The 20,038-nt window shown below is 35.3% G+C and carries 12 protein-coding genes and 1 pseudogene; 11 read left to right on the forward strand and 2 right to left on the reverse strand.

The features are described 5' to 3' along the window. Nucleotides 1–292 precede the first annotated feature (292 nt). From nadA to aroG, 3 genes are all read left to right on the forward strand, one after another. Nucleotides 293–1,351 carry a quinolinate synthase NadA gene (gene nadA, locus G468_RS0111430; RefSeq protein ID WP_026823241.1) on the forward strand — a complete coding sequence of 353 codons (1,059 nt, stop codon included), beginning with the start codon at nucleotides 293–295 and terminating at the stop codon, nucleotides 1,349–1,351. A gap of 13 nt (nucleotides 1,352–1,364) precedes the next feature. After that, nucleotides 1,365–2,084, forward strand: a complete 720-nt coding sequence (gene pnuC, locus G468_RS0111435) for a nicotinamide riboside transporter PnuC (protein ID WP_026823242.1) — start codon at nucleotides 1,365–1,367, stop codon at nucleotides 2,082–2,084. 205 nt (nucleotides 2,085–2,289) lie between these two features. After that, nucleotides 2,290–3,351, forward strand: a complete 1,062-nt coding sequence (gene aroG, locus G468_RS0111440; RefSeq protein ID WP_026823243.1) for a 3-deoxy-7-phosphoheptulonate synthase AroG — start codon at nucleotides 2,290–2,292, stop codon at nucleotides 3,349–3,351. A 53-nt stretch (nucleotides 3,352–3,404) separates the two neighbouring features. On the opposite strand, the gene gpmA is transcribed toward aroG, so the two are convergent. Next, nucleotides 3,405–4,157: a 2,3-diphosphoglycerate-dependent phosphoglycerate mutase gene (gene gpmA, locus G468_RS0111445; RefSeq protein WP_026823244.1), complete on the reverse strand. Its 753-nt coding sequence runs from the start codon at nucleotides 4,155–4,157 to the stop codon at nucleotides 3,405–3,407. Nucleotides 4,158–5,697: 1,540 nt separating this feature from the next. Between gpmA and G468_RS0111450 the strand changes: the two genes are divergently transcribed. From G468_RS0111450 to G468_RS20670, 3 genes are all read left to right on the forward strand, one after another. After that, nucleotides 5,698–6,180 (forward strand): hypothetical protein, encoded by a 483-nt coding sequence (locus G468_RS0111450; RefSeq protein WP_026823245.1) that lies wholly within the window; start codon nucleotides 5,698–5,700, stop codon nucleotides 6,178–6,180. Nucleotides 6,181–6,259: 79 nt separating this feature from the next. Then, complete coding sequence (locus tag G468_RS20665) at nucleotides 6,260–12,544, forward strand: invasin domain 3-containing protein (RefSeq protein WP_081700672.1); 6,285 nt, start codon at nucleotides 6,260–6,262, stop codon at nucleotides 12,542–12,544. Between the two features lie 383 nt (nucleotides 12,545–12,927). Next, nucleotides 12,928–13,362: a DUF4041 domain-containing protein gene (locus G468_RS20670; protein ID WP_051297063.1), complete on the forward strand. Its 435-nt coding sequence runs from the start codon at nucleotides 12,928–12,930 to the stop codon at nucleotides 13,360–13,362. Between the two features lie 139 nt (nucleotides 13,363–13,501). On the opposite strand, the pseudogene G468_RS20675 reads toward G468_RS20670, so the two are convergent. Beyond that, nucleotides 13,502–14,239, reverse strand: a pseudogene (locus G468_RS20675) (TOBE domain-containing protein). 357 nt (nucleotides 14,240–14,596) lie between these two features. Here G468_RS20675 and G468_RS22975 point away from each other — a divergent pair. The 5 genes from G468_RS22975 to G468_RS0111495 all read left to right on the forward strand — a co-directional run. Continuing rightward, nucleotides 14,597–14,737, forward strand: coding sequence for an AcrZ family multidrug efflux pump-associated protein (locus G468_RS22975; protein WP_026823247.1), 141 nt, complete (start codon nucleotides 14,597–14,599; stop codon nucleotides 14,735–14,737). 399 nt (nucleotides 14,738–15,136) lie between these two features. Further along, on the forward strand, nucleotides 15,137–16,273 hold the full coding sequence (locus tag G468_RS0111480) for an iron-containing alcohol dehydrogenase (protein WP_026823248.1): 1,137 nt from the start codon (nucleotides 15,137–15,139) through the stop codon (nucleotides 16,271–16,273). 108 nt (nucleotides 16,274–16,381) lie between these two features. After that, a complete protein-coding gene (locus G468_RS0111485; RefSeq protein WP_026823249.1) occupies nucleotides 16,382–17,215 on the forward strand; it encodes an SDR family oxidoreductase in 834 nt (277 codons plus the stop codon). 340 nt (nucleotides 17,216–17,555) lie between these two features. Then, entirely contained in the window at nucleotides 17,556–18,764 is a 1,209-nt protein-coding gene (locus G468_RS0111490) for a serine hydrolase (RefSeq protein ID WP_026823250.1), read from the forward strand. Between the two features lie 320 nt (nucleotides 18,765–19,084). Next, a partial coding sequence (locus G468_RS0111495) for a hypothetical protein (RefSeq protein WP_026823251.1) occupies nucleotides 19,085–20,038 on the forward strand: 954 nt, incomplete at its 3' end.

The following is a 20,038-nucleotide window of genomic DNA, read 5'->3' on the forward strand; positions in this document are numbered from 1 at the left end:
GAGGCCGTAGGCCGAGTAATCCTGTACGACCCACCATCTAAACATATTCCTACTATTTCAGCCAAAAGCTAATTTCATATTATTTGAATACTGAATGTGGTTGAAAAAGAGTATTGGTTTTTACCAAATGGATAAATCGGTTATCTATTGCAATTTTATAGTAAAAAATTAAGCGACAAAATTTTAAATATTGATTATCTTGTTTAGCATAGGAAACAAAATAAGCGAATAAATAGTTTTTTTTGCTAAAAATGATTATTTTGAATATAAATACTAAACAAGTGAGTGAAAAATGTCTAATTTTATTGATTTCAATTTAGCCAGTTATCCATTTCCTACTAAATTAACACCTTTGACGGCTAGTGAAAAAAAACATTGTAAACAATCTATTAAGCTATTGTTGGAAAAGAGAAATGCGGTTATAGTCGCGCATTATTATACTGATCCTGACGTTCAAGCTCTAGCCGAAGAAACCGGTGGTTGTGTAGCTGATTCACTGGAAATGGCACGTTTTGGCTCACTACATCCCGCATCGACTTTAGTTGTTGCTGGAGTTAGATTTATGGGAGAAACGGCCAAGATCTTAAATCCTGAAAAAAAAATATTAATGCCAACATTGAAAGCGGAGTGCTCGTTAGACTTAGGGTGTCCCGCAAAGCCGTTTGCAGAATTTTGTGATCAACATTCAGAGCGAACAGTGGTTGTTTATGCAAATACTTCTGCCGCTGTTAAGGCTAGAGCTGACTGGGTTGTAACTTCCAGTATTGCAGTTGAATTAATTGACTATTTAGATAGTCAAGGACAAAAAATTATCTGGGCGCCGGATCGACATTTAGGTAATTATGTACAAAGAAAAACCGGGGCAGATATCCTTTGCTGGCAAGCTACTTGTATTGTACATGATGAATTCAAAATTCAAGCCTTGAAGAAAATGAAAATGTTGTATCCTGATGCGGCAATATTAGCGCATCCAGAATCCCCAGCAGCTGTTGTCGATTTTGCGGATGTAGTTGGCTCAACCGGTCAATTGATTCAAGCTGCACAAAATTTGTCTAATCAGCAAATAATTGTGGCAACGGAGAAAGGTATTTTTTATAAAATGCAGCAAGCATGTCCAGACAAATCATTTTATATTGCGCCAACGGCAGGTGAAAGTGCGTTCTGTCGTACTTGTGCACATTGTCCTTGGATGGCAATGAATAGCTTAAAAACTATTGAACAAGGATTAAAAAAAGAAGGTGAATTACATGAAATCTTTATTAATGATGAATTAAGGGAGAGAGCATTTAAGCCTTTGGAGCGAATGTTGTCGTTTGCTGCTAATATTAAGTCGCTGAATTATAAGTGTTAATAGGGTAATAGGAATGGAGTTTTTCAATACTAGTAATACTATGGTACATATTGCTCTTGGCAGCAATGGTTATAATTTATCTTATATTGAAGCCGTGGCCACGATAGCTGGATTTTTATGCATTTGGCTTGCTAGCCAAGAAAAAATTATTAATTATTTTTTTGGTCTAATAAACGTTACATTATTTGCTGTTATTTTTTTTCAAATTCAATTGTATGCTAGCTTGTTGTTACAAATTTTCTTTTTCGCAGCAAATACATATGGTTGGTACGCTTGGAGTCGAGTAGATGCTTATCATGAAGTAAGACTTAAAATCCGCTGGATGAGTTTTTCGAAAGTCGTGATAACTTTATTTATCGCTATTATTTCAACGCTGCTATTAAGTTTTAACATTGATAAAGTATTTATTTTTCTTGCCCATGTTACTTGGGACATCGCACATTTATTAGGTTTTCATATTGAACCGGTACAAATAGAGCCCGATGCATTTCCTTTTTGGGATTCAACAATGATGGTACTATCCATTATTGCTATGGTATTAATGACACGAAAATATGCTGAAAACTGGTTACTGTGGATTATTATCAATATTATTAGTGTTGTTATTTTTTACTTGCAAGGTGTTTTAGCGATGTCATTCGAATATTTGATGTTACTCGGTATTTCAATCAATGGTTTTCGACTTTGGCGTCGATCAGCTAAAGAAAATGGTTCGATATTTTTAGCCGGTTAATTGTTACTTATCTTAGTATAACCGTATAATATATTTAAAATTTAGGCTTAAAAATTTTATATTGTATTATATATTGTTATTAAATATTTATATTATAAATATGAGAACATATTTACTCTTATATCCCTAGAGGTTAAATTGAGTTCATCTTTTATTTATTTTTAGAGAATATATTGTCCAACAAGCGATACATTGAGCAGAAAAGATGACTTATAAGAATGATGACATTAGAATTAAACAGATAAAAGAGTTATTGCCTCCAGTTGCATTACTAGAAAAATTTCCGGCAACCGATAAAGCCGCTTTGACAGTTCAAACAGCGCGTGAATCAATACATCAAATTCTAACTGGTAAGGATGACAGGCTTTTGGTTGTTATTGGTCCATGTTCAATTCATGATCCAAAAGCTGCGATTGAATATGCACAACGACTAAAAAGAATTCACGATGAGTTGAAAGATGATCTAGAAATTGTTATGCGTGTTTATTTTGAAAAACCACGTACGACTGTTGGCTGGAAAGGTTTAATTAATGATCCTTATATGGATAACAGTTTTGATATTAATGAAGGATTGCGTATTGCACGTAATTTATTGGTAACCATTAATAATTTAGGCTTACCGACAGCGGGTGAATTTCTTGATATGATTACGCCTCAATATGTGGCTGATCTTACCAGTTGGGGAGCGATTGGTGCTCGGACTACGGAATCTCAAGTTCATCGTGAATTAGCATCCGGTCTCTCTTGCCCGGTAGGCTTTAAAAATGGTACCGATGGAACAATAAAAGTGGCTATCGATGCAATTAATGCGGCTAAAGCGACTCACTGTTTTTTATCGGTTACTAAATGGGGTCACTCAGCAATTGTAAATACTAGCGGTAATCTCGATTGCCATATTATTTTGCGTGGCGGTAAAAAGCCTAACTATAGTGAATCAGATATACAGGCCGTTAAAGAAAGTTTGCAAAAATCAGGCTTAACAGCCCAAATTATGATTGATTTTAGTCATGCAAATAGCTGTAAACAATATAAAAAACAGCTTGAAGTGGCTGAAGAAGTTGCTAATCAAATACGTCATGGTGAAAAAGCAATCATTGGAGTAATGGTTGAAAGTCATCTTGTTGAAGGAAATCAAGATATAAGTATAAATAAACCGTTAGCGTATGGTAAAAGTGTGACAGACGCTTGTATTGGTTGGCAAGATAGTGAAAAATTATTAAATCGTTTAGCTGAAGCTGTACGAATACGTCGTAAAAAGCGCATCTAAATTCATAATTAATAAGGCCACAAAGTGGCCTTATACTTATAAATGCAATTTAATTATTTTGCTTTACCTTGATTAGCAACAGCGGCCGCTTTAGCGGCTATCTCAGCTTGATCACCAAGATAGTAGTGCCTAATAGGTTGCATATTTTCATCAAATTCATAGACCAGTGGCACAGCGGTTGGAATATTAAGTTCAAGGATCTCGTCTTCACTCATCTTATCCAGATGTTTAACTAATGCCCGCAATGAATTACCGTGAGCAGCAATAATGACTTTTTCACCTTTTTTAACTCTAGGTTCAATCACCTCTTGCCAATAAGGGACAACACGTTCAATTGTGGTAGCAAGACTTTCAGTGACAGGGAGCTCTGAGGGTTGCAAATTTGCATAACGAGGATCATTGCCAGGGTAACGAGAGTCATCTTTGGTTAATTCTGGTGGTGTAATTTTAAAGCCACGACGCCATAATTTAACTTGATCGTCACCATATTTTGCTGCTGTTTCTGCTTTATCTAAACCTTGTAGCGCACCATAATGACGTTCATTAAGCCGCCAATTTTTTTCAACGGGAAGCCACTGTTGATCTATTTGATCTAAAATGTTCCACAATGTATGAATGGCACGTTTTAAAACAGATGTATAAGCATAGTCAAAAACAAAACCTTCTTTTTTTAATAGCTGGCCTGCCTCTGTTGCTTCTTCGCGACCCTTATCGGAAAGTTCAACATCAGTCCAGCCAGTGAACCGGTTTTCTTTATTCCATTCGCTTTCGCCGTGTCTTACAAGAACCAGCTTAGTTACTGCCATAGTTTAAACTCCTATTGATACATTCATTAAAATCGATCTGAATTATTATATTATCCATGAAACTGAATACCAAATATAACTGTTTTCGTTTTGAAATTGTTGACCAAGATCTACCCGAATCTAACCAGCCTAGCATTCAAGTGGTTGCTAAAACGCGCAAAAAATAGTCTTTTTTTGTTTATATAAATAAGTATTATTTAAGTGTAGTAATATTAAAATAGCGTTAGCCAGATAAATTTGTTACTTAAAAATAGAGTTGAACCGATATGACAAATAATAGGAGCGTTTTGATATTGAGTTTGCCTATTATTGAAATTGGTTTTATCTATGACAACAAAATACTAAGCGCTAAAGATAATGAATTATTTGCTAAAATAAACTTTTCAGTAAAATAAGTGAAATTTATGTTAATTATTTATGTGATAAATTAATAAAAACTGAGATTGGAGAAATTAAATATTTAATCTGACAGACAATAGATAGAATAGAGATGTAAATAAATCATTAATAATAGATTTTAGCAATATTATATAACTATTTTAAAATCATGTGTGTATATTTATATTTGTAACAACAGATTAAAAAAATGGAGCCTTATGGCTCCAATTTTCCTTTTATAAGAGAAACTTTTCCGTTAGTTTCAGGCACAAAATAGAATAAGACAATTAGTATATTAAAAATACCAATCAGTATGTTATATTTCCATATATTAAGTATCTTTCCAAATCGATTAAATAAAATATTCGTTTAGTGATTATTAATTTATAGCTTGTAAAGTACCTTATTCAATACCTGGTAGTTATTGAGAATATTCAAAGTAATTTGTTATTAAGTTGTTTTTATTTAGTTGTATTCATAATGATTTATTTTGCAATATCATTTAATTTTATTTTCTATATTAGTTTTAAAACGAATAATATGTAATTTTGTAATCTCTGTATAGTTAAACTATAATTAAATATGTATCTAAATGTTTTCATTTTTTATATCTTATTGATTTTTATTAATTTAATTCATTGGGAAAAACGATCGTAAGTTAAAGATTGATAGTTTTTATCTATTGATATTTGACTTATGATCGATTAAAACGATTTGCCGTTTTAATATTTATATATATCATTTCACTCACTACAAGCTTAACTTATAGAATTTATTCTTGTTTTTTTGTTTTAGTTCATACTTTAATCTAATCATCTATTTGATGAGAATACGTGTTGTTGAAAATTTTAAATAATTTATATTTGAATATAATTTAACCGCTATCAAATTATTTATAAATATAGTTTATCTATGACTAATAGTTATTCAATATTTTACTTTATTAAAAGTGAGCATTTTTACTTTACTTTATTATTAATAAAATTTTAAGAATTCACTTTTATATGTCGAAACGATTATCTTTTTTTATTAAAAAACTAGTACTACTTTTTTCTATCATTTTTATGATGTTGTGTAGTACTGAATTATTAGTTTGGATCACTCGAAATGGCTCCTTAATGGAGCTTGTTAATTAGCTACGTAATTGAATAAAGGCTTTGTTATGAATGTTAATTTCCAAAAGTGCGCTTTAGTATTTGGTGCTATGTTTTTATTAAATGCTTGTTCTGTACCTGTGTCAAAAAAGATGAATAATAAAGTAAATGATAAGACAGCGAGTCAAACTAATAAAAACGGCGCGCCTATTGTCAACAATCAAAGTAGTATTCCTGCGCGAAATTATATAGAAAAAAAAGGTATGTTATTTGATGGTATTACTATTGCCTCGTCAAATAATGAATGTGTTGATCGTTTTAATTTTTTAAAAGAAGCTAATGGTGGTAAATACCAACAATATTCTAATGATTATAATAAAATCAGCAGAGATTATACGTTTTTAAATGTTAATAAGAATATTATGGATAAAGATTCAAAAGAATTATTATCTATGACCTTGAGCACTAAATTAGACACGCTATGCTCAAAAGTTCAATTCTCTGGTTTTCAAAGCGTAAAAGAAAAAGTTAAAGCGTTATCAAGTATTTAAATATTATTGTTGTTCTACCACCTTTAATTAATTGAAGGTGGTTTCTTACTATGAATGTACTTGTTAGAGTAAATTAATTATGACGCCTTTTTCATCCAATGGAAGGAAAATAATCGCGCACGGGCTGCTTTTAATACAATTATTTTTCCCCTTATTTTTCTCTTCTATATCAATAGCAAATGCAGTCGAAAATGCTGAGATGGCTGATACTATCTCAGGGATTCAATCCTTAATGAATGATGCCAAAGAGAGTAATGATAACGTTACGAAAGATAGTGTCGCATCATTATCTCAGGGTGAAATCTCTCTATTTCCTTCTGAACGCTTAAGTTCAGGACATTATCCGTTAGAAATGCCACCCAGCCTTGAAATTAAGGCTAATAGTGCCGAGACAATTAATCCTATTTTACCTAATTTAGGTGGAACTGAAGCCCCCACTGAAGACAATACAGATCAAGCTTTAGCTTCCATTGCCAGCCAAGTTGGTAATATTTTAGCCAATAGAAATGCAATTGATGCTTCTATCGGTTATGCAAAAAATATTGCTGAAGGATTAGTTAACCAGCGACTAAATGATTGGTTAACTCAGTATGGTAGCGCTCGTGTTTCTATCAGCAGCGATAGAACATTTACTGGTGATTTTTTATTACCTGTTATAGATAGTATAAATAGTCTGCTTTTTACCCAATTAGGTTTAAGAACAAATAAAGATAGAAATACTCTAAATTTGGGGTTAGGTTATCGCCAATATTGGGGCGATTGGATGTATGGCATTAATACTTTCTATGACTATGATTACACCGGAGGTAATGCCCGCTTAGGTCTAGGCGGTGAAGCTTGGACAGATTATCTAAAATTAGCGGCTAATGGCTATTTTGGCTTAACTGATTGGCACCAATCAAAGATATTTATAATGGATGATTATGATGAGCGTCCAGCAACCGGCTTTGATGTTCGTGCAGAAGCCTATTTACCGACTTACCCTAAATTGGGTGGTAGTATTAAATATGAAAAATATTTTGGCAAAGGTGTTCATCTTGGTACCGGTGTCGATCCCGATAAATTAAAAGACGATCCTTATGCATTAACATTAGGCATAAATTACACACCCATACCATTAATAACCTTGAAAGGGGAGCATGCGGCCGGTGATCGTAATGACACTATGGTTGGTATGGATATTATTTATCGCTTTGGTGTGCCTTTGTCACAACAGTTAGATCCTGATGCGGTTGATGTTATGCGTAGTTTGGTTGGCAATAAGTATGATTTTGTCGATCGAAATTATGATATTGTTATGCAATATCGCAAACAAGAATTAATTAATATTTCTTTGCCCGCTGAAATGCGAGCGGAAGCAAAAGAAACGTTGATTATTCCTGCTACCATCAATAAAACCAAATATGGTTTGAAAAAAATCAACTGGACAGTCTCGCCTAATTTTATTGCCAATGGTGGTAGTTATCAGATTATTTCACCAACCCAATTGGAAATTATTTTGCCGGCTTATGTTTATAAGACACAGAGTAATGCTGCGCAAGAATATCAAATCAGTGCGGTGGGGATAGATAATAATGACAATGAATCGAACAGAGCCACAACCATAATACGAGTAAAACCTTCCAAGAATGTGGTTAATGATTTGATTGTCGAGCCTAATGCCACTTTACCTGCTAATAATCAGGATCGTTTTACCACTACCGCAGTCATCACTAATGAACATGGGCAACCATTACCTCAACAAGTTATTACTTTCCACGTCGATGGTCTAAAACAACCCAATGGTCAATCGGGTGTAACATTGTTTAGCGGTACTCAAAGTGCTAGCAATGGAAAGGGGATAACAGCAACTACCGATAACCAAGGAAAAGCAGTTATTTATATAAGCAGCAAAGTAGCGGGGGAAGGCAAGATCACCGCAACGATGGAAAATGGTAATTATAAACATAGCTCGCTCAAGTTTAGTGCTGATCGAAATTCAGCTCAGATTGCCAAATTAACGGTTACCAGAGATAAAGCATTAGCCGATGGTAAAGAAAAAAATACGCTGTATGCATTAGTAACTGATGAACATGGTAATACAGTCGAGAATATGCCAGTTGTTCTAACCGCAACCGATGGCGCAATAATTGACAATGGTGGAAGCGCGAATACTAACCAACGGGGAGAGCTGATTATTGGCGTTACCAGTACTAAAGCGGGTAAAAGTGAAATTACCGCTGAAGTTAATGGTAAGGAAGAAAAGCAGTCGGTTACCTTTGCCACTGGTCGTCCAAGTGCAGAAAAATCGTTATTAACTGCTCAACCCGCAACAATTGTTGCTAATGGTAAAGCGGTAGCTAACTTAACACTTGAACTGAAGGATCCGCAGGGCAATCCTATTAGTGGTGATAAAGTGACCTTTACCACTAGTTTAGTTAATAGTCACATTAATAACATAAAGGAGACTGCTAAAGGTGTTTACAGCGCCGAATTAACCGGCACCACTGCTGGAGAAAGCATCATTGGTGTTAAAATTAATGGTTCAGTGTTGAAAAATAAGACCGTAAAAGTAGTTTTAATCGCAGATAGTGAAAACCCAAGCCCAGTTAAATCTAAACTGGAAGCCAAACCTGACAGAATTGTTGCTAATGGTAAGTCAGTTTCAACATTGAAACTGACGCTGCAGGATGTTAATGGTAATTTGATTGCTGGCCAAACAGTGAAATTTAATACCTCGTTAGCTAATAGTAGTATAGGTCAGGTAACGGAAAGTAGTAGTGGTATATATATTGCACCATTAACCGGGACTAAAGCCGGCAAGACTGAAATCAGTGTTGAAGTTGCCGGTAAGCTGTTAACAGTTAGTCCTGTAATAGTCGTTTTAGCCGCTGATAGTGGTAATGTAAGTGGTGAGAAATCCAAATTAACCGCTGTTCCTACTACTATTGTAGCTAATGGCGTGGCTACTTCCACTGTTACTTTAGTACTAAAAGATACTAATGATAACTTAATTGGCGGTCAGCAAATTGATTTTACTAGTAGTTTAGCAAATAGTCAGATAACTACAGCAAAAGAAACCAGTGAAGGCGTTTATAGCGCAACACTTACAGGTACTCAGGCTGGCGAAACAACGATTGGTGTTAAAGTTAATGGTAGCGCACTAAATATGAAAGAGGCGACAAAAGTCACTTTGATTGCTGATAGTACAAAACCTGGCGCCGATAAATCGAAACTAGCCGCTGATCCTAACCACATTGTGGCTAATAGAACGGATTTTTCAACCGTAAAACTAACCTTAAAGGATGTTAATGGTAATCCGATTACTGGCCATAAAGCTAAGGTGCGATTTAGTACCAGTTTGGCAAATAGCAAATTTGATGAAATCGTAGAGGAAAATAGTGGTGTTTATAGCGCGAAACTAACAGGAACAATGGCAGGAGAAACTACTATTGGTGTTACAGTCAATGATGTTGTGTTAAATGTAACTCCAGTTATTATTACATTGACTGCGGATAGCAGTAAACTTGGCGCTGATAAATCGAAACTAGAAGCTAATCCTACTCGCATTGTGGCTAATGGAAAGGCAGTTTCAACGGTAAAATTAACCTTAAAGGATATTAACGGTAATGCCATTCCTGGTCTGAAAGATAAAGTGAAATTTAACACTAGTCTGGTAAATAGCGAAATAGTAGGAGTAACGGAGGAGAGTAACGGCGTTTATACCGCAAAATTGACCGGAACGACAGCGGGAGAAACTACTGTTGGTGTTGAAGTCAATGGTAAATCATTAAATGTAAGTCAAATGGTAAAAGTCACGTTGATTGCTGATAGTACTCAACCGAGTGCTGAAAAATCAAATTTAGTCGCCAATCCTACAAGTATTGTTGCTGATGGTAAAATATCTTCAACAATAACGTTGGAATTGAAAGACGTTAACGGTAATCCAATTGCGGGGCAAGGTGTAACGTTTGAGCATAACTTGGCAGGTAGCCAGATTGGGAAGGTGACCGACAAAGGTAATGGAGTGTATGAAGCACTTTTAGTTGGTAAAAAAGCCGGTCAAGCCACAATTAGTGTTGGTGTTAATGGTGAACTATTGGTTGGTAAGAAAACTGCTGTAACCTTAATCGCCGATAGTAGTCACCCTGGAGGCGACCATTCTAAGTTAGAAGTCGAACCTGCAATGATTGTTGCTAATGGTGTAGACGCATCAACCTTGAAATTAACTTTGAAAGATGTAAATGGTAATCCGATCGCTGGTCAGAAAGTTGAGTTCAACAGTAACTTAAAGAATAGTCATGTGAAAGAAATCAAGGACGAAGGGAAGGGGATCTATACCGCTAAATTAACCGGTACTACCGCTGGTGAAGCCTCTATTGACGTTATAGTTAATGATGCAGTATTGCAGATTAAGAATACCGCTAAAGTAACATTAACCGCCGATAACAGCAAACCGGGTGAGAATAACTCTAAATTAGAAGCTGAGCCGACAACGATTGTTGCTGACGGTGAAACCTATTCGACATTAAGATTGACATTGTTAGATGTGAACGATAATCCGCTAGCAGGTCAGAAAGTCGAGTTCAACAGTAACCTGAACAATAGTCATGCAAAAGAAATCAAGGATGAAGGAAAGGGGATCTATACTGCTAAATTAATCGGTACAACTGCTGGTGAAGCCTCTATTGAAGTTAAAGTTAATGATGCAGTATTGCAGATTAAGAATAGCGCTAAAGTCACTTTAACCGCAGATAGCAGTAAGCCAAGTTTAGAGAAATCTAAGCTAACTGCGACACCGCTTACGATTGTTGCTAATGGGAAAGATAGTGCGACCTTAAGGTTAAGCTTAGTCGATATTAACGCTAATCCAATCACCGGTTATAAGGGAAAAGTGAAGTTTAATACCAGCCTAGAACACAGCAAAGTAAGCGAAATCATCGAGGAAAGTAATGGTGTTTATACAGCAAAACTAACTGGAACCCAGGCGGGCAATAGTAACATTACGGTTAAATTCAATGAATTGGAGTTAAACTTTCCGGCAGCAGTAACAGTGACTTTAACGCCAGATAGCGATAATCCAAGCGTAGAGAAATCTAAGCTTGTCGCCGATCCTACCACTATTGTTGCTGATGGCGAAAAGACCTCGAACTTAACCCTGACATTGATGGATGCCAATAATAATCCGATTACTGGCCAAAAAGTTGAATTTACAACTAACCTGGCGAACAGTGAATTCGATAAAGTGAAAGAAAATGATAAAGGGATTTACACGGCTAAATTGAAAGGAAAAACTGCTGGTGTGACAACCATTAAAGTGAAGGTTAATGACAAAGAGTTCGCTATCGAGACTAAAGTCACTTTGACAGCTGATAGTAAAACAGCGGTATTAAAACAGGTGACATTGGATGGCGATAATACCAGTAAAGTGGCTAATGGCAGTGATAACTTTACCTTTACGGCGTTGGTCAAGGATGCCAACGATAATCCAGTACCAAATATTACCCTAAAATGGTTACAGAATAAGGGTAATAACGTTACCTTATCGAATAATGGTGAGAGTGAAACTAATGCTGAGGGTAAAGCTAGCATCACCTTGACCAGTACTACTGTTACGGTAGCTGGCGTACAGGTTTCAGCCAAAAAAGGCGATGATGAAGCGATTGTCGCAGATAAAAAAGTCAATTTTTATCGTAAGTTTAATTTAAATGGGACGGTTGTTAATGCGGTAAATGGTAAAGGGATCGCTAATGCAGAAATTAAACTTTACACTTCAGATAGCAATTCTAAAGCTAAATACGAGGCACGCAGCGATAGCAAAGGAGAATTCACTATCGTAGATCTGATTGAGCAACCTTATACCCTCAAAACCAAAGCGCAAGGTTTTGTTGATTATGAGCTTGGAATCAATGATCCAGAAAAACAGTTGCAGAAAATTATTTTGTCACCGGAGCTAGGGGATGATTATGCCCGTATTATTTTATCATGGGGTCCTACCCCTAAAGATTTAGATTCCCATCTATGGGGTGATACGAATACTGGCAATCGATTCCATGTGAGTTTTAGTAATAAAAAGGCGCCAGATGGCAGTGCAATTCTTGACATAGATGCGAGAGAGGGTTTTGGGCCTGAAACCATCACCATTAAAAAGTTAAACCCAGGGCGTTATCGTTACGCAGTTCATAATTTTAGCAAAGACCCCGCAATTACTACTTCGCATGCCAAGGTGGTGGTTGCCCAAAAAGACAAAAATGGTGGTACCCAAGTCAGCCAATATGATATACCAACATCAGGTGAAGGCTTATGGTGGGAGGTATTTGAACTAGATGGTAATACTGGAGAGATCCGTATTATTGATCAGATAACTAATACTGAACCAAAGTAACGATAATTAAGTAAATCAATTAGTAAAAACTGAATGCATACGGATATGCATTCAGGATTGATAAATAATAGAATGGAGAAAATATTTAATTGTTAACAAGTAGCTTTAATTATTTTTAACTTGGTTTATCGATTGCTAAAAATGAAATTGTTACTCTAATTAGCAAACAAAATTAAACCTATTTCGACTGAAATAAAAGTTATCAGGACGAAGTTAACCCTCCAGGGATGGCAACTTGTATTTCAAAGCCATGGTGATTAATCTGAGAGGTAGATCGCTTTATTAATCGTTAGATAAGAAAGTTGTTTACTTCTTTTATCAGTTAATTTAGTATTTGTGATTTCGTGTAGATAAAAGAAAATAATATTTTAGGATTCAATGACATGACGTACAATAAAAAAAATCTGTTTAGTGTATTATTCGCTATTATGTTGTTGACCGGATGTGCGGGTTTCGCTAAAAAAAATAGCAATATTGATAACCAAACAGCCGCAGTTGAATCGCCAGTCAACAAATCTGGAATATTATTTAATGGAATTATTATTTCCTCAACAAACAACGAATGTATTGATCACTTAAATCTACTTAAAAAAACAGAACCCGTTAAATATCAAAAATATATTAAAGATTACGTTATGATTATGGATGATATTAAATATTGGAATATCAATAAGAATATTATGGATAGTGATTCAAAAAATCTGTTAGCAATGGCACTTAATACCAAACTTGATTTACTCTGTGCCAAGGTAAAGTATAATAATTTTGTTAGCACCAAAAAGAAAATACAGAAGTTAGTTGACTCCTATCAAAAATAGTTAATTTGCTGTTATCGGTATAATATTAATCTCATTGTTTTATATTTTTATTATAAAAGCTTAATTATTGACTGATTTTATTAAGCTTTTATATGTTAAAATAAATTTTATCAAATTAATCTGATGCTAAGATGGGCAATTATTGTAATGTTGTGACGATAATCTGGTTAGCAGCAAAAACCGCCGTTACCATACTGTCAATTTTTATCTTTTGTTCTGCTATTGCTTGATTTGACATAATAGAGCAAAGTGATAATCCATCCTTTAGTTTCATTTTCAGTTCACTATTTCTTTCATCTTTTTCAATATCAACTCCCGTTCCTGTTACGCTATTATCGGCTGCCGCTGTTACTGTTTGTGGTGGCAATAATTTTATTGCGGCTGCTTTGCGCAAAATTAAAACTTCTTTGCCGGCTGTTAATTATAATCGTTTGATCCTTTGCTTAGTTAATGATGCATTTATAATGGTGTTACTATTGGTTAATTGAACTTTGATATTTTGCTGAATTGAGTGGCTATCATATTCGCTCAAAGTACCAACGAATTGATTACGCGCACTATTTTGCAATGAAAAACGTGAAATTGCCGCCAGTAAACTATCGAACGGTAAATCTTCCTCATTTAACCCATGAAAGGCTTTTTGTTGGATTTGTTTTAATAATCATACCGTTGTAGTAAACGTTCGCTGTAGGGAGTTAAAACGGTACCACCGCCACCTTTACCGCCGGTAGCACTAGCCAGTAAGGTTTTATCAGCGATTTGATTCATTTCGTTTATTGCATGCCAGGTGCTTTTATAACTCATAACCGTTAATTGGGCTGCTTGTTTGAACGAACGGGAAGATTTTATATAAGTTGAGTAATTTTAACCGCCGCACATCAGCAAATAGTTAATCATGAAGTTTTAAGGTTAAAAAATATCTATTAAAAATAGCCTTATTAACCTAAACACGCTTATCAGGTATATTGTTTTTATTGCCCTTTGTTATAGCAAATAGTGTGAATAGAATAAAGACTTATCTATTGTTTCGAATAAATATCGGCTACTAGAGATTAATATTTTAAAATTTAGTAATTTCTGTCACTAAACCTACCATCGGTGTAAAAAAATGAAAACTTTTAGTGCTAGTCTTCAAAATAAAAAATAAATAGAATAATCTAACTTATAAGTTTACTATTTAATTAGGTTTATATCTTACTAATAGAATGAATTATTATTTTGCTGAGGCTATCTAATGCTGGATATTTTAAAAAGTATGCTTTTTGCACTCTGTATGGTGCCGATTGTAATGGGTGGAATTATGTTATTAATTTATGGCATTGGCGAGCTTTTTAACCTATTGTCCAAGGCACAATTCCATCACTCAAAGAAATAACATTAATTCATTTATCTTCTCTTGATAGTTAGCCAAAATTTTTTGGCATTGCCTGAAAAAGCGTTTTATGCTTTTTCAGGCATTTTATTACTTATTTTTAATCTGAGTGACATATTTATATATAAAAGAAGCCTCAATTACCTCGCCATTCTCTATTTTTAGTCCTTTATTATTTGTTTTGCAAAAGCTTGATACCCTACTTGATGGCTTACTAATGCCAAAATATTAAATAAAATCAGTCTGTTTAGTTTAAAAGTATAAATAAACTATAAAACTGTAAATTGACTTAGTGATTGATAAAGCGATTTTTATTTCTAACTGTGAAAAAATAGCTTGGTTGTTATTTGATAGCACGATAAGTTCATTTGTTTTATTTTATTTAGTTTAAGGATAATTATTATGCCGCCATCAACTTTTTGCATTCCTACTATCAATAAAATTGGCCGGGGATGTTTAGTCGATGTGGTAAATTTAATGAAGGATTATGGTTATCAGCATGTGCTTATAGTGACAGATCCTTTTTTAATGAACAGTGGTCTGGTTGAAAAAGTAACCAGAGTTTTTTTACATAATAAGATTAAAAGTCATCTTTTTACTGATGCAAAATTGGTGTCATCATTAGAAATCGTAAAACAGTCGCTCGGTTGTTATGAACAGCAGCAAATTGATTGTATTGTTTCAATTGGAGAGGGAGCTGCCTATGATTATGCAAAAGCAATGATTTATTTACAATCTCATCAATCAATTTTTATTAGTGATAATATTAAAAAACCATGGCCTTTAATTACCATTAATACAACTTCCGCCTCAAATATTGATAATTTTAATCCACTGCTTGATCAAACTAAGAATGAATTAATCAATTTGGCTATAGCCGGATCACGCATTACGCCCTTATTGTCAGTAACTGAGCCGGAATTAATGCTGGGTTTATCAAGTGAATTCATTGCTGCATTAGGGATGAACTCTTTAACTTATGCCATTGAGGCTTATGTTTCTACAGCCGCTAATCCTGTTACTGATGCATGTGCGTTGAGTGCTGTCAAAATATTGAGTAATGCTCTACGCCGAGCGGTTAATTATTCATTAGATTTACAGGCTCATGAAAATATTGCTTATGCCCAGTTTCTAGCGGGTATGGCTTTTAACAATGCTTCGCAGGGATATGTACAGACTTTAGCCTGGCAAGTGAGCCATTTTTATAATCAACCACTCACAATTTGCAATGCCGTTTTGTTACCTCAAGTACAAGCTTTTAATCTGAAGCTAGTGGCAAAAAAGTTAAAAAATATTGCGGGTGCAATGGGGATTCGAATTGCTCATATGACCGATCAACGTGGTGCAGAAGCTTGTATTGCTGAAATAAGGCGGCTAAATTGTGATCTTGGGCTGCCGTCAGGACTGAGACGATTGAATGTACAGGATAGTGATTTAGCTAAATTAGCAAAAGCAGCATTAAAAAGTGCTTCCGGTATCACTAATCCTGTTCAGGCGAATTTGACTGATTTGATCGCGATTTACCAATCAGCAATGTAGTCTTTATGTTATAACTAATTATTGTTAGAGAATTGTGATCTTTGAATTATATTAATAAGTAGGGTAAGTATAATGTAACTACTAAGTTGATCGGAGGTGGTGAGATTTATGAAGAAGGTCGCTATCATTGGATTAGGCTGGTTAGGATTACCCTTGGCACTTGAGTTAATGCGCTCAGGAATGGATGTGGTTGGTAGTAAAACTACGCCAGATGGTGTAAATGCAGCAAGAATGTCAGGTATTGATTGTTACCAGCTACTACTTACGCCAGATATTGAGTGTGAAGCCGAAGATCTGGTGCAGTTAATGAATGCTACGGATGTGCTGGTTATTATGTTACCGGCAAATAAAACGGCAGAAGGGGGTATCGGCTATTTGAAGGCGGTACAACTTTTAGTTGATACTGCGCTTTCCTACACTATACCGCGTATTATTTTTACCAGTTCAACCTCAGTATATGGTGCACAAAGTGGAACTTTGAATGAAGATGCGGAGTTATACCCTAATACCGAGGTAGGTAAAACGCTGGTGGAGGTAGAAAATTGGTTACACCAATTACCTAATATATCGGTAGATATTCTTAGGCTAGCGGGTTTAGTGGGAGAAGCTCGACATGCAGGACGGTTTTTAGCGGGCCAAACAGCATTAACAGGCGGAAATGAGCCGGTTAATCTTATTCACCAAGATGATATTATCACTGCAATAAAGTTATTAATATTGCGGCCAGAAGGTGGCAATATTTATAATTTATGCGCACCTGAACATCCAATTAGATCATCTTATTATACAACGGCATCGCAACAGGTAGCCTTGCAACCGCCGGAATTTATTTCTGAATCAATGCCTATTGCTGGCAAAATCATTGATGGCAGCCGTATTTGCCGGGAGCTGGGATTCGAATATAACTACCCTGATCCTGGTAATATGCCAATGAGTCTATAATTAGAGAATTTACTGCAAGATCTATTTGGCATCTAAACTGTCAGTAAAATTGATGCTTGACGCCAAAAATTAGTTAATAAAGGGTTTTGGGCTTATTTATTTATGCCATCTATGAGCAGTTATTTGTCCGAGATTGTAGGTTTTTTGGTTTATGGCGAATATTTGATATTGCCTTAATTCTATTTATTGAAACAGTTAACAACCTATTTTCCTACCTCAGTTTGTGTGGCAGATCAAAGATAGCAATATTGTTTATGCATTTTAGCTAACTTTAATCGTTATAAGCGCTTTATAGTAGCATACTTAATATATTTTAATCAGAAAGCGCGGGAGATCGATAATGAAACAGAGCTTGATGACAAAAATTAACCGTTTGACAAATGGATTAAGTCTATTATTTATTTTTGTTTTCCCGATAAATGTTTATGCTGATGGACCGCAGGTTACCCCCCAACTTGATGTAAAAGCTTATGTGTTAATGGATTATCATAGTGGCAAAGTTTTAACAGCCAACAATCCAGATGAACGTTTAGATCCAGCTAGCTTAACAAAAATTATGACTAGTTATGTGGTGGGTCAAGCGATTAAAGCAGGTAAAATTAGTGTTAATGATCTGGTTACTGTGGGAGAAGATGCTTGGGCAACAGGTAATCCTGTTTTACACGGCTCTTCTTTAATGTTTTTAAAACCGGGCGATAGGGTTTCGGTGCTGGACTTAAATCGTGGTATTGTCATTCAATCTGGTAATGATGCTTGTATTGCATTGGCGGATTACGTCGCCGGTAGTCAAACTGTTTTTGTCGATCTCATGAACCAGTATGTTACCTCATTAGGATTAAAAAATACGCATTTTAAGACCGTACACGGCTTGGATTCAGAAGGCCAATTCAGTACTGCCCATGATATGGCGATATTAACCCAGGCTCTAATTAGAGATGTACCGGATGAGTATCTATTACACGGCGAAAAAGTGTTTACTTACAATAAAATTAAGCAATTTAATCGCAATCGTTTATTGTGGAGCAAAAACTTACAGGTGGATGGGGTTAAGACCGGTCATACTAGTGGCGCAGGGTATAATCTTATCACATCGGCAACGAATGGCCCGATGCGATTGATTGCTGTGGTGTTGGGCGCAGGGAGTGATCGCATTCGTTTTACCGAAAGTGAAAAGCTGCTAAATTGGGGATTTCGTTTTTTTACAACGGTTATTCCTATAACGGCAGATAAGCCCTTTACGACTGAAAAGGTATGGTATGGTAATCGGTCTACGGTTTTATTGGGAACTGAAAAAGATGCAGCGATAACCATCCCAAAAGGAAGAGAACAAGACTTAAAAACGACCTATAGCCTGAACTCTGATTATCTCAAAGCGCCGTTAAGAAAAAATCAGGTGGTAGGGACAATTAATTTCTTTTTAAACGATCAATTGATTGATAAACGTCCATTGGTAGTGAAACAAGCGATAGATCAAGGTGGATTTTTGAGTCGAGTATGGGACTATATTGTCGTGACAATTTCCAGCTGGTGGAAGGCATTATTTGGTTAGTTTAATTATTAAAAGATAAAAAAGACCTATCGGTCTTTTTTTTATAATTATATATAATGAAAGTAAACTAAATATAAGCTGATTAAATTAGCTTTATATTTAATTATTTTTTTATATAAATTTACTTTTTTATTTACAGACAAACTTCATTGTGACATTAAATTAATTAACTCATAATTGCTTTCGACATAATTAAACAATAAATAATTATGCATTAATTAACTTATTTTAATTTTGTCGACTAATTATTTCGGATTAATCGAAAGTTATTCCGCATTCCCTATTTTTATTAGATAAAATCTTATGGTGGAGTTTGTATAATGGATACAAATAGATTCAAAGTCAGAAATTATAAATTAAAAGGAGAGATTAAAAATAAAAAAAAGCAAAAATTAAAATTCGACCCCTCTGTAATAATAAATGATAATGAAAGGGCAGTAACAACTATAGGTATTAACAACATTAATATAGTCGTCACGGATGGTGGTAAGTCGCGGATAGGCAATGTCACCGCTGATAAAAAGAACAATATTACGCTACTAGCAAAACAGCATGGTGAAGCACAGATAGGTAATGTTACCGCCAATGCCGACAATACGATAAAACAGACAGTTAAAGAGAGCGGCCATTCAACCATTAAGCATGTAACAGCGGGTAAAGGCAACGATATTACAGCAACAGCGGAAAAACACGGTAATGCAGAGATGGGCGAGGTTACTGCTGGTGAAAAAAATACGCTTAAACAGACGGCTAAAGAGAGCGGCCATTCAACCATTAAGCATGTAAGAGCGGGTAAAGAGAACGATATTAAGACAACAGCGGAAAAACACGGTAATGCAGAGATGGGCGAGGTTACTGCTGGTGAAAAAAATACGCTTAAACAGACGGCTAAAGAGAGCGGCCATTCAACCATTAAGCATGTAAGAGCGGGTAAAGAGAACGATATTAAGACAACAGCGGAAAAACACGGTAATGCAGAGATGGGCGAGGTTACTGCTGGTGAAAAGAATAGGCTTAAACAAACGGCTAAAGAGAGCAGTCATTCAATCATTAAGGAGGTAATAGCGGGTAAAGATAACGATATTAAGACAACAGCGGAAAAACACGGTAATGCAGAGATTGGCGAGGTTACTGCTGGTGAAAAAAATACGCTTAAACAGACGGCTAAAGAGAGCAGTTATTCAATCATTAAGGATGTAATAGCGGGTAAAGAGAACGATATTAAGACAACAGCGGAACAGTATGGTATTACCAAGATAGACGATGTCAGTGCC

It is taken from the genome of Arsenophonus nasoniae DSM 15247 (assembly GCF_000429565.1).
In the GTDB taxonomy this organism is placed as follows: Bacteria; Pseudomonadota; Gammaproteobacteria; order Enterobacterales; family Enterobacteriaceae; genus Arsenophonus; species Arsenophonus nasoniae.

What these genes read in the sequence shown, in the direction of transcription:
- G468_RS22975 (WP_026823247.1), top strand. Translation starts at nt 14,597, where the DNA reads ATGCTGGATATTTTAAAAAGTATGCTTTTTGCACTCTGTATGGTGCCG.
- G468_RS0111480 (WP_026823248.1), top strand. Translation starts at nt 15,137, where the DNA reads ATGCCGCCATCAACTTTTTGCATTCCTACTATCAATAAAATTGGCCGG.
- G468_RS0111485 (WP_026823249.1), top strand. Translation starts at nt 16,382, where the DNA reads ATGAAGAAGGTCGCTATCATTGGATTAGGCTGGTTAGGATTACCCTTG.
- gpmA (WP_026823244.1), bottom strand. Translation starts at nt 4,157, where the DNA reads ATGGCAGTAACTAAGCTGGTTCTTGTAAGACACGGCGAAAGCGAATGG.
- aroG (WP_026823243.1), top strand. Translation starts at nt 2,290, where the DNA reads ATGACTTATAAGAATGATGACATTAGAATTAAACAGATAAAAGAGTTA.
- G468_RS20670 (WP_051297063.1), top strand. Translation starts at nt 12,928, where the DNA reads ATGACGTACAATAAAAAAAATCTGTTTAGTGTATTATTCGCTATTATG.
- G468_RS20665 (WP_081700672.1), top strand. Translation starts at nt 6,260, where the DNA reads ATGACGCCTTTTTCATCCAATGGAAGGAAAATAATCGCGCACGGGCTG.
- pnuC (WP_026823242.1), top strand. Translation starts at nt 1,365, where the DNA reads ATGGAGTTTTTCAATACTAGTAATACTATGGTACATATTGCTCTTGGC.
- nadA (WP_026823241.1), top strand. Translation starts at nt 293, where the DNA reads ATGTCTAATTTTATTGATTTCAATTTAGCCAGTTATCCATTTCCTACT.
- G468_RS0111450 (WP_026823245.1), top strand. Translation starts at nt 5,698, where the DNA reads ATGAATGTTAATTTCCAAAAGTGCGCTTTAGTATTTGGTGCTATGTTT.
- G468_RS0111490 (WP_026823250.1), top strand. Translation starts at nt 17,556, where the DNA reads ATGAAACAGAGCTTGATGACAAAAATTAACCGTTTGACAAATGGATTA.